The organism is Gemmiger sp. An50, assembly GCF_002161595.1.
GTDB lineage: Bacteria > Bacillota > Clostridia > Oscillospirales > Ruminococcaceae > Allofournierella.
In genome coordinates this window covers 313,216-323,234 of sequence record NZ_NFID01000002.1, presented here as the reverse complement: position 1 = coordinate 323,234, position 10,019 = coordinate 313,216, and the positions used below count along the sequence as shown (strand labels likewise).

Below are 10,019 nucleotides of genomic sequence, written 5' to 3'. Positions count from 1 at the left end.
GTGGAGATCCCCGACGAGAGCACCCCGCAGGCCAACCTGCCCGGTGAGAACACCAGCGGCAATGTGATGCCCATGGTGATCGGCGGTGCCGTGGCAGCCATCGTGGTGATCGCGGCTGTCGTGTGGGCCATCAACCGCCGCAAGAACGTTGACGGCGAGTAATTCCCGCAGTAAAATAAAACAGAGCCGGCTGTGAAGGCAAAACGCCTGTTCACAGCCGGTTTTTTATTTACCAGAAAGGGGGAGTGGTCCATGCCCACACCCACAAAACAAACAAAACGAAAATTTGGCCTGATTGATTTGGTGCGCCTGCTTCTGGTGATGGTGATCCTTTGCGCTCTTGGTGTTATCGCCTATCGCTTGTGGGATTATAAAACGGGTACCGACCGTTATGACCAGTTGCAGCAGGAGGCGGTGCAGCCTGCGGAGGAGAATCAGGAGGAGGGTTTTGTTCCGCTGGATATTGACTTCGACGCACTGCGAGAAGAAGGCCCGGATATCATCGGCTGGATCGATTTTGATTCGGTGGAGATCAGCTATCCCATCGTGTACAGCGGCGACAACAGCTATTATCTGCGCCGCCTGTGGGACGGCAGCTACAATCAGGCGGGCACCCTGTTCCTGGAGGGCAACAACCAGAGCCTGGATGATCTGCATGCCATTGTATATGGTCACAACATGCGCAACGGAACCATGTTTGCCCCCTTGAAGGAATACCTGGACCCGGAATTTTTTGCGGCGAACGGCGGCTGGTTTACCCTGTATACGCCGGAAGGAGCCTGGCGCTATCAGCTGTTTTCCATCCATGAAGCCGAACCGGACGATCCGCTTTATACGGTGGGCTTTGTGGTGGGAGATGAATACACCGATTTTTTGAAAATCTTGCGGGAGGCGCGCTTGTATGATACCGGCGTGACGGTGTATTCCGATGACCATGTACTTACCCTGAGCACCTGCACCGACGACGGCAATGACCGGATCGTGGCACACGCCCGTCGGGCCGAAGCGGTGGATCTGCCCTGAGGGGAAGAAAATAAGGGAGTGTGAGGAGCAATGGCAATGCGTTTGACCCCGGACCAGCAGGCCATGCTGGACGGCGCAAAGGGAGAGACCCTGGCCAAGGTGATGAAGACCCTGGTGATGTATGGCGAGGCCTTTGGCGCCGAGGAAATGGTTCCGGTGACGGCGGAGAAAGGGCATCTGGTGACCAGCTTTGGCCTTTCCATGATGAAGCCGGTGTATGACCTGATGGATCAGCTGATCGAAGGGGGAGCGGTGAACGGCCAGAAGTTCAGCGTGGACCCTCGTCCGCTGGACCCCAATGTGCCCATGAACCTGCTGCAAAAGCTGGTATTCAAGTTCATGTATTCCAAGCAGGATGACTACGAGGCGCAGCTGCGGCAGCTGGGCCTTTTGGAAGCTGACGCTTTCACCTGCACCTGTTATCTGCCCCAAGTGGGCAATGAGCCGGAGCAGGGCCAGGTATTGAGCTGGGCGGAATCCAGCGCGGTGGTGTATGCCAACAGTGTGCTGGGGGCTCGCTGCAACCGGAATTCCGGTATTCTGGAACTGTTCGGGTCCATCGCCGGGTGCGTACCCAAGTTCGGCCTGCTTACCGACGAGGGACGCAAGGCCAATTGGGTAGTACAGGTGAAGACCAGCCGCCGCCCGGAGGCGCAGATCCTGGGCAGCGCCATCGGCATGAAGGTGATGGAGGATGTGCCTTATATTCAGGGGCTGGACCAGTGGCTGGGCGGCCAGCTGGATGATGCGGTCAAGGCCTATCTGAAGGACATGGGTGCGGCCAGCGCCAGCAACGGTGCGGTGGGTCTGTACCATGTGGAGGGCATCACCCCGGAGGCCTGCCAGCAGGGCAAGGCGCTGATCCGGCCGGACGCACAGGTCTATGTGATCGACGACGCGGAACTGGAACGGGTGCGGGCCAGCTATCCCTGCATCTGGAAGGACCCGAACGCAAAGCCGAAGCTCTGCTTTGTGGGATGCCCGCATCTTTCTCTGGAGCAGCTGAACCAGTGGACCGGAGATCTGTGCGCCGCGCTGGAAAAGGCGGGCCGCAAAACCGTTGCGGTGCCCACCGTATTCACCGCCGCCCCCGCAGTGGCCAAAGCCTTTGCAAAAACGCCTGCGGCCGCTCGGCTGAAGGACACAGGCGTGGTGCTTTCTTCCATCTGCCCGCTGATGTACATGAACAATCCGCTGTGCGGCAAGATGCCGGTGGCCACCAGTTCCAACAAACTGCGAACTTATTCCTCGGCCCGCTACTACACCGATGCCGAGATGCTGCAGATCATGGTGAAAGGGGAGTGCTGAGATGAAACAGTACAAAGGCCGACCGGTGGTGCCGGGCAAGGCGAAGGCAGAAGCGCTGGTTTCCCACGGGGGCTTCAACACCCTGGCCAGCTTCCAGAAGAGCCTGATGTTTGGCGACAAGAACGCCACCTGTTCCGACCAGAACAACCCCGACCTATACCAGAAGCCCATGGCGGGCAAGGCGCTGTGCCTGCCCATGACCATCGGCTCCACCACCGGCGGCATGGTGTTGTACACCGCTGCCTGTATGGGCCGTCAGCCCGCCTGCCTGCTGTTCAGCCAGCCCATCGACAGCCTGGCGGCAGCCGGGGCGATCCTGGCAGGCGTGTGGAGTGAAAATCCCATGCCTACGGTGGACAGCCTGGGCGAGGAGTTTTTGCAGGCGGTGAAGACCGGAGATTCCATCACCGTGGAGGAAGACGGTACCGTGACCGTGGGCTGATCCTCTGCTAGGTGACAGAACAAAACAAAAGAAAGACCGCCGGGTGGTTTGCAGGCACCCGGCGGTCTTTCTCTGCTTGAGAGCTGAAAAAGGAAGAATACATATGGTATTGGGAAATGTCGAATCTACAGATGGGAGTGCTTTCGGCCGCTCCCGGGCCGGGTCAGGCCAGCTGCGCGCCCAATGCGCGGCAGGCAGCCTCGGCGGCTTCGTCCGGTGCGTCGCAGCAGATCACGCCCTCGCCCACCAGTGCCGCACCCGCATCGGTGCAGCGGTCCTGCCAGGTGCGCATCCACTCGCCGTCGCCCCAGCCGTAGGAGCCGAACAGGCCCAGCTTTTTGCCGCTGAGGGCAGGCTCACAGGCGGTGAACATGGGTTCGAACTCGCCCTCCTCCAGTTGCTCCGCACCCATGGACGGGCAGCCGAAAGCCACCGCGTCATATGCAGGCAGCTGCTCGGGGCCGAATTCCGGCGCGGTGAGCAGAACGGCCTCGCCGCCCGCACTGCGCACACCCTCGGCCACCTGGGCGGCCATCTGTTCGGTATTGCCGGTACCGCTCCAATATACAACTGCGATCTTGTTCATCGTCATACACATCCTTTCGGGAAAGTAAAAATGCTTCAGGCGGCCACGGTGAGCTGCAGCACGCTGCGCCCGCCGCTGAACAGCCGGCAGTAAACGCCCCGGCATTTCTGATACTTGGCGAACAGCTTGGCGGTCTCGCACTCGTTGCAGTAGACCTTCCAGCAGCCGGAGCATTTATAATGGGCGCCGCCATGTTCGATGAAGCCCTGCACGTCGCCCAGCGGATAGCTGAGAAACAGGCCGATCTCGTGGGGGAAGGAGTCCTGGGTGCAAAGCCGCTCGCTTAGCCGGGTCAGTGCCTCCTCCGGGGTCAGGCTGCGGTAGCCGCATCCGGCCAGAAATTCCGCCACACCCGGCTTGCGCAGATCGGCGGCCAGCCGTAGCGGACGGTACACATAGATCAGCGCGCAGCCCTTTTTGGCTCGCAGCAGCCGCAGGCAAACACCCTTGGACTCCAGCGCCCGGTGCCAGCCCTGTACCTGAGCGGCCAGCTGCTCCCGGCTGTTGTAGCGGCAGGAAAACAGATTGGCGGTTTTCAGGTTGGCCAGCGTGGGGGAACAATGGTCAATGAGGTAACGGTCCAGCGGCATGGCAGGGGCTCCTTTCGGCGGTTTGATTTTTGCGGTTAGTGTTAACTAACTTGATTGCATTATAGCATGGCTCGCGGCGGCGCGCCTTTAAAATCGTAGCTGATTCTTTCAAAAAATCATCCCGGCGATGGTTGACATTGCAAGTGAGTTAGTTTATACTAATCACGGAAGTTAGAAAAGGCTAACTAAGGCGCGAAACACCTTCCATATAAAAGGAGAGAGAACCATGAATCGAGAATTGCTTCAGGCCATTTATGACCACCGGGCCATCTGCACGGCGGTGGAGCAGCGGCAGGAGGAGCGGGCGCTGGAGCTGTGGGAGGAAAAGGCCCGGCTGCTGAGCCAGGCGGAACCGGCCGAGCGCAGCGCCATGCTGGAAGCGCTGAGCCAGAGCCTGTACGACCATATTTTGCGGGTACAGGGGGCGGCCCCGGTGGAGTTCCGCCATACCAGCCGGGAGATGTACACCCGCACGCTGCCCCAGACGGCGTTGGCGGGCCATGGAGCCGAGATGATCCGCCAGTACATCCGGCGCATGAATGAGGACGGCCGGCAGGATGACCACATCCGTATGGCCTGCTGCTACATCGCCACCCATTTGAGTGAGCCCTTTACCCTGGAAACAGTGGCAAAGCATGTGTTCGTGAGCAAGTGCTATCTGTGCCGGATGTTTCGCAATCAGACCGGTCAGAGCTTTTCCCAGTATGTGACCGCCCGGCGGCTGGAGCGTGCCGAGCACCTGCTGCGCCACAGCGGCCTTTCCATCGACCGGATCGCCGAGCAGTGTGGATTTGGCAGTGCGGCCTATTTCGCCACCACCTTCCGGCGGCGCAACGGGATGGCGCCCAGTGCCTGGCGGCGGCAGCTACGGGCTCAGCAGAGGGCGGGGTGAGCGGCATGGATCTGGAACGCAAACGGAAATCCGAGAAGGAAATAGTGGAGAAGATGATTCGAATCTACTGCCGGGGAAAGCACAGGAGCAAAAAGGGCTGTTTGTGCCCCAAGTGCCAGGCTCTGGCCGATTACGCCCGTGCCCGCACCGAACGCTGCCCCCGCATGGCGGAAAAGACCTTTTGCAGCGCCTGCCCGCATCCCTGCTACAAACCCGAAATGCGGGAGCAAATGAAACAGGTGATGCGCTACGCGGGGCCGCGGATGCTGTTGCATGACCCGGCGGCTGCACTGCGCCATCTGGTGCTGACCCGTTCACTCTGAGCGGCTTTTGTCAAAAACAGCCAAAAGTCCCTGATTCCTCGGAATCGGGGATTTTTTTGTCCGAAAACCGGCAAAATGTAAAAATAATATGAAATGGGATTGGATATATTGACAAAGAATCAAAAGACGAATAGAATACTTAGGTAACATAATTAATATAGATAACAACTGACAGAGTCAGCTATGAATAGGGGGAGAAGATGAAGGAAATGGAGAACAGCAACGCGCTGCAGATGCTGCGCGCCATGGACCGCATCCGGCGGGCCTGGAAAAATGCCAGCCCCAGCGAAACGCTGAACAAATCGCAGTTTTTTACCCTGATGACTCTGCACAACAAGGGGGCGGATGTACTTGGCGGGGAGTGCCCTCACACGGACCCCTATGAGCCAATGACCCTTTCCGCACTGGCAAAAGCAATGAACCAGAGCATGCCGGCGGTGAGCCAGCGCATCCGGCGGCTGGAGGAGCTGGGCTATGTGTGCCGTACACCGGACGAGAGCGACCGGCGCACGGTATGGATCGCCCTTACCGAGCCGGGCAACGCGCTGTTGCAGGAAAACTGCCGGGATATGTTCCGGCGGCTGGAACGGATGATGACCCGCCTGGAGCAGCAGGGCGAACGGACCCCTGCCCAGGTGATCGAAGCCTTTGATACCCTGGCGGACGCCATGGAGGAGGAGTTCGGCGCACCCTGAGCCCGGTGCGGTCAACAAGGCAAGCAAATTTAACAGCTGCCGCCCGATGGCGGGCGGCGCTGGCAGTAAGGAGAAACGAGTATGCTGAAACTGAAGCGATATTTAAAGCCCTATCTGGGCCTGCTGCTTGTGGGTGTGGCGCTGCTGTTCGGCCAGGCAATGCTGGAGCTGACGCTGCCCAACTACATGAGCGACATCGTGAACGTGGGCCTGCAGCAGGGCGGCATTACCCAGGCAGCCCCTGAGGTCATCGACAGCGATGCCATGGCCATGATGCAGATGTTCATGTCCGACGAAGACAAGGCACTGGTGGACGCGGCCTACCAGCCTCTGAGCGAGCGGGCGGACGCGGACCAGCTGAAGGAGACCTACCCGAACGCCGGGGATGAGGATCTGGCGCTGGCTGCCGATCCGGAGGCCGGTGCGAACGATGCCTTCAACCGGGCCGCCTATGCCCTGGTGAGCATGATGGAGCAGTTGGATCCCGCCGGTTCCTCCGCCGAAAGCGGGGAGCAGTCCAGCAGCACCATGAATGCGGATGCCATGGTTCAGCTGACTGCCATGCTGCAGAGCGGCGCGATGGATGAGCAGCTGAACGAAGCCATCGCCACTGCGGCGGTGACCCCCGAAAGCATGCTGGAGCAGACCGGCGTGGTACTGACCAAGAGCTTTTACACCCAACTGGGTGCGGACACCGATGCCATCCAGACCTCTTACATCCTGAAGGTGGGCCTGCGCATGGCGGGCCTTGCCATCCTGCTCACCGTGTGCGCTATTTCGGCAGGCTTCTGCATGGCGCGCCTGGGCGCGGGCGTGGGCCGCGATCTGCGGCGGGATGTGTTCCGCAAGGTAAGCTACTTCAACAACAACGAGATGGACCAGTTTTCCGGCGCCAGCCTGATCACCCGGTCCACCAACGATATCACCCAGGTGCAGAACTTTTTGAGCATTGGCCTGCGGATGATGTGCTTTGCTCCCATTATGGGCATCGGCGGCCTGATCATGGGCCTGTCCAAGTGCCTGAATCTGGCCTGGGTGCTGGCCCTGGCCCTGATTGTAATGCTGGGCTTGATTCTCACCCTGTTTGCAGTGGCCATGCCCCGCTTCAAGAAAATGCAGACCCTGATCGACCGGTTGAACCTGGTGAGCCGGGAGGAGCTGAGCGGCCTGATGGTGGTGCGCGCCTTCTCCAACCAGCCCTTCATGCAGAACCGGTTTGAAAAGGCCAACAAGGACCTGACCGGCAACACCCTGTTCGTGAACCGGGCCATGGCCACGATGATGCCCTTCATGATGCTGGTGATGAACGGTCTGTCGCTGCTGATCGTCTGGTTCGGCGGCAAGCAGATCGCCGCCAGCAACCTGCAGGTGGGCGATATGATGGCCTTCATCCAGTACGCCATGCAGGTGATCATGAGCTTCCTGTTCATCAGTATGATGTTCATTATGGTACCCCGTGCCTCGGTATCCGCCGAGCGCATCAACGAGGTGCTCACCTGCGAGAGCACCGTGGCCGACCCCGACCAGCCCACCGAGATGAACCATCCGGTGAAGGGCGTGGTGGAGTTCAAGGATGTTTCCTTCCGGTACGAGGGCGCGGATGCCAATGTGCTGGAGCATGTGAGCTTCACTGCCCGCCCGGGCGAGACTGTGGCCTTTATCGGCGCCACCGGTTCCGGCAAATCCACCCTGGTGAACCTGATTCCCCGCTTCTACGATGCCACCGAGGGCAGCATCACTGTGGACGGCGTGGACGTGCGCCAGCTGCGCCAGAAGGACCTGCGCGAGGCCATCGGCTATGTGCCCCAGAAGGGTCTGCTGTTCAGCGGTACCGTGGCTACCAACCTGCGCTACGGCCGAGCCGACGCGCCGGATGAACTGCTGAAGGAAAGCGCGGACATCGCCCAGGCCACCGAGTTCATCCAGACTCTGGAAAACGGCATGGACACCGCCATCAGCCAGGGAGGCACCAACGTGTCCGGTGGCCAGCGCCAGCGGCTTTCCATCGCCCGCGCGCTGGTGAAGCAGGCTCCCATTTATATCTTTGACGACACCTTCTCCGCCCTGGACTTCAAGACCGATGCCAAGCTGCGCGCGGCGCTGAAGGGATATACCAAGCAGTCCACGGTGTTCATTGTGGCGCAGCGTGTGTCCACCATCATGCACGCGGACCAGATCCTGGTGCTGGACGAGGGCCGTGTGGTGGGCAAGGGTACCCATGAAGAGCTGCTGAAAAACTGCGAGACTTACCGCGAGATCGCGGAAAGCCAGCTTTCAAAGGAGGAATTGGCATAATGGCAGGACCGATGAGACACGGCCCCGGCGCAATGGCCGTGGGCGAAAAAGCCAAGGACTTCAAGGGCACCATGAAAAAGCTGCTGGCCTACATGCGGCGTTATCTGCCCAGCATCGTGCTGGCGCTGCTGTGCGCTGTGGGCGGCACGGTGTTCTCCATCTTCGGGCCCAAGATTCTGGGCCAGGCAACCACCAAGCTGTTTGAGGGCGTGATCGCCATGCTCACCGGCACCGGCGGTATCGACTTTGCGGCCATCGGCCAGATCCTGCTGTTTTTGGCGGGTCTGTATCTGCTCAGCGCGCTGCTCTCTTATGTGCAGGGCTGGGTGATGTCCGGCATTGCCACCAAGGTGAGTTACGCCATGCGCACCGACATCAGCCGGAAAATCGACCGGCTGCCCATGTCCTATTTTGACCGGGTGCCTCACGGCGAGGTGCTCAGCCGCATCACCAACGATGTGGATATGGTCACCCAGACACTGAACCAGAGCCTTTCCCAGGTGGTCACCCAGGTGACCATGATCGTGGGCGTGCTGTGCATGATGCTTTCCATCAGCCCGCTGATGACCCTGATCGCCATCTGCATTCTGCCGGTGTGCCTGGTGATCGTGATGAACGTGGTGCGCCACAGTCAGAAGTTCTTCCGCCGCCAGCAGGAATACCTGGGCCATGTGAACGGCCATGTGGAGGAGATGTATGGCGCCCATGTGGTGGTCACCGCCTTCAACGGCCAGGAGGAGAGCATCGAGACCTTCAACGGCCTGAACGAAAAGCTGTATCAGAGCGCCTGGAAGAGCCAGTTTTTGAGCGGCATGATGATGCCTCTGATGAACTTTGTGAGCAATCTGGGTTATGTGGCCATCTGTGTGCTGGGCGGTTTCCTTTCCCTGAACGGCACCATCACCGTGGGTGATATCCAGGCCTTCACCCAGTATGTGCGCCAGTTTACCCAGCCCATCACCCAGCTGGCCAACATTTCCAACCAGCTGCAGATGACCGCCGCGGCCGCCGAGCGCGTGTTCCTGTTCCTGGAGGAGCCGGAGGAAGTGCCGGACACCGCAGAACCCGTGCCCAGCAGCGAGATCAACGGTTCGGTCTACTTTGCTCATGTACACTTCGGTTATGTGCCGGAGAAGACCATCATCAACGATTTCTCCGCCATCGTGCAGCCGGGCACCAAGGTGGCCATCGTTGGCCCCACCGGCGCGGGCAAGACCACCATGGTCAAGTTGCTCATGCGCTTCTACGATGTGAGCGACGGCGCCATCCTGCTGGACGGCTACGACGTGCGCCAGTTCGCCCGGGGCGATATGCGCAGCGCCTTTGGTATGGTGCTGCAGGACACCTGGCTGTACAACGACACCATTCGGGAGAATATTCGCTTCGGCCGGCTGGATGCCTCCGATGAGGATGTGCTGGCCGCCGCCAAAGCCGCTCAGGTGGACCATTTCGTGCGCACCCTGCCCCAGGGCTACGACACCGTGCTGAACGAGGATGCCAGCAACATCAGCCAGGGCCAGAAGCAGCTGCTCACCATCGCCCGCACCATCATCTCGGACCCCAAGATCCTGATTCTGGACGAAGCCACCTCCAGCGTGGATACCCGCACCGAGCTGGCCATCCAGAAGGCCATGGACGAGCTGACCCGTGGCCGCACCAGCTTCATCATTGCCCACCGCCTGTCCACCATTCGGGATGCGGACATGATCCTGGTGATGAAGGACGGCGACATCGTGGAGACCGGCAACCACAACGAGCTGCTTGCCAAGGGCGGCTTCTATGCCAATCTGTACAACAGCCAGTTTGCAAACGGCGAGGAATGATTCCCCGGCCTTTGCGCGGCAATCAAAAAGGACCCCTGCCAG

At 60.0% G+C, this 10,019-nt stretch carries 10 protein-coding genes; 8 read left to right on the top strand and 2 right to left on the bottom strand.

Translation table 11 applies throughout. The features are described from left to right. Nucleotides 1–252 precede the first annotated feature (252 nt). The 3 genes from B5G03_RS03685 to B5G03_RS03675 are packed head-to-tail and all read left to right on the top strand — an operon-like array spanning nucleotide 253 to nucleotide 2,773. A complete protein-coding gene (locus B5G03_RS03685) occupies nucleotides 253–1,023 on the top strand; it encodes a class B sortase (protein WP_087180410.1) in 771 nt (256 codons plus the stop codon). Nucleotides 1,024–1,059: 36 nt separating this feature from the next. Next, entirely contained in the window at nucleotides 1,060–2,331 is a 1,272-nt protein-coding gene (locus B5G03_RS03680; protein ID WP_087180409.1) for an aconitase X, read from the top strand. 1 nt (nucleotide 2,332) lies between these two features. Beyond that, complete coding sequence (locus B5G03_RS03675; protein WP_087180408.1) at nucleotides 2,333–2,773, top strand: aconitase X swivel domain-containing protein; 441 nt, start codon at nucleotides 2,333–2,335, stop codon at nucleotides 2,771–2,773. A 163-nt stretch (nucleotides 2,774–2,936) separates the two neighbouring features. Here the strand turns inward: B5G03_RS03675 and B5G03_RS03670 are convergent, their stop codons facing one another. Together B5G03_RS03670 and B5G03_RS03665 are read right to left on the bottom strand one after the other, a co-directional pair. Continuing rightward, complete coding sequence (locus B5G03_RS03670; RefSeq protein ID WP_087180407.1) at nucleotides 2,937–3,359, bottom strand: flavodoxin; 423 nt, start codon at nucleotides 3,357–3,359, stop codon at nucleotides 2,937–2,939. A gap of 35 nt (nucleotides 3,360–3,394) precedes the next feature. Next, on the bottom strand, nucleotides 3,395–3,949 hold the full coding sequence (locus B5G03_RS03665) for a DUF3793 family protein (protein WP_087180406.1): 555 nt from the start codon (nucleotides 3,947–3,949) through the stop codon (nucleotides 3,395–3,397). Nucleotides 3,950–4,175: 226 nt separating this feature from the next. Between B5G03_RS03665 and B5G03_RS03660 the strand changes: the two genes are divergently transcribed. The 5 genes from B5G03_RS03660 (at nucleotide 4,176) to B5G03_RS03640 (ending at nucleotide 9,977) form a co-directional block, all read left to right on the top strand. Then, nucleotides 4,176–4,841, top strand: a complete 666-nt coding sequence (locus B5G03_RS03660) for a helix-turn-helix domain-containing protein (protein WP_087180405.1) — start codon at nucleotides 4,176–4,178, stop codon at nucleotides 4,839–4,841. 5 nt (nucleotides 4,842–4,846) lie between these two features. Continuing rightward, nucleotides 4,847–5,164 carry a nitrous oxide-stimulated promoter family protein gene (locus B5G03_RS03655; RefSeq protein WP_087180425.1) on the top strand — a complete coding sequence of 106 codons (318 nt, stop codon included), beginning with the start codon at nucleotides 4,847–4,849 and terminating at the stop codon, nucleotides 5,162–5,164. Between the two features lie 200 nt (nucleotides 5,165–5,364). After that, nucleotides 5,365–5,859 carry a MarR family winged helix-turn-helix transcriptional regulator gene (locus tag B5G03_RS03650; protein WP_087180404.1) on the top strand — a complete coding sequence of 165 codons (495 nt, stop codon included), beginning with the start codon at nucleotides 5,365–5,367 and terminating at the stop codon, nucleotides 5,857–5,859. Between the two features lie 81 nt (nucleotides 5,860–5,940). Further along, complete coding sequence (locus B5G03_RS03645; protein WP_087180403.1) at nucleotides 5,941–8,154, top strand: ABC transporter ATP-binding protein; 2,214 nt, start codon at nucleotides 5,941–5,943, stop codon at nucleotides 8,152–8,154. Beyond that, nucleotides 8,154–9,977: an ABC transporter ATP-binding protein gene (locus B5G03_RS03640; RefSeq protein WP_087180402.1), complete on the top strand. Its 1,824-nt coding sequence runs from the start codon at nucleotides 8,154–8,156 to the stop codon at nucleotides 9,975–9,977. The genes B5G03_RS03645 and B5G03_RS03640 overlap by 1 nt, the downstream gene beginning before the upstream one ends. The last annotated feature ends 42 nt before the right edge of the window (nucleotides 9,978–10,019 follow it).

What these genes read in the sequence shown, in the direction of transcription:
- B5G03_RS03685 (WP_087180410.1), top strand. Translation starts at nt 253, where the DNA reads ATGCCCACACCCACAAAACAAACAAAACGAAAATTTGGCCTGATTGAT.
- B5G03_RS03680 (WP_087180409.1), top strand. Translation starts at nt 1,060, where the DNA reads ATGCGTTTGACCCCGGACCAGCAGGCCATGCTGGACGGCGCAAAGGGA.
- B5G03_RS03675 (WP_087180408.1), top strand. Translation starts at nt 2,333, where the DNA reads ATGAAACAGTACAAAGGCCGACCGGTGGTGCCGGGCAAGGCGAAGGCA.
- B5G03_RS03670 (WP_087180407.1), bottom strand. Translation starts at nt 3,359, where the DNA reads ATGAACAAGATCGCAGTTGTATATTGGAGCGGTACCGGCAATACCGAA.
- B5G03_RS03665 (WP_087180406.1), bottom strand. Translation starts at nt 3,949, where the DNA reads ATGCCGCTGGACCGTTACCTCATTGACCATTGTTCCCCCACGCTGGCC.
- B5G03_RS03660 (WP_087180405.1), top strand. Translation starts at nt 4,176, where the DNA reads ATGAATCGAGAATTGCTTCAGGCCATTTATGACCACCGGGCCATCTGC.
- B5G03_RS03655 (WP_087180425.1), top strand. Translation starts at nt 4,847, where the DNA reads ATGGATCTGGAACGCAAACGGAAATCCGAGAAGGAAATAGTGGAGAAG.
- B5G03_RS03650 (WP_087180404.1), top strand. Translation starts at nt 5,365, where the DNA reads ATGAAGGAAATGGAGAACAGCAACGCGCTGCAGATGCTGCGCGCCATG.
- B5G03_RS03645 (WP_087180403.1), top strand. Translation starts at nt 5,941, where the DNA reads ATGCTGAAACTGAAGCGATATTTAAAGCCCTATCTGGGCCTGCTGCTT.
- B5G03_RS03640 (WP_087180402.1), top strand. Translation starts at nt 8,154, where the DNA reads ATGGCAGGACCGATGAGACACGGCCCCGGCGCAATGGCCGTGGGCGAA.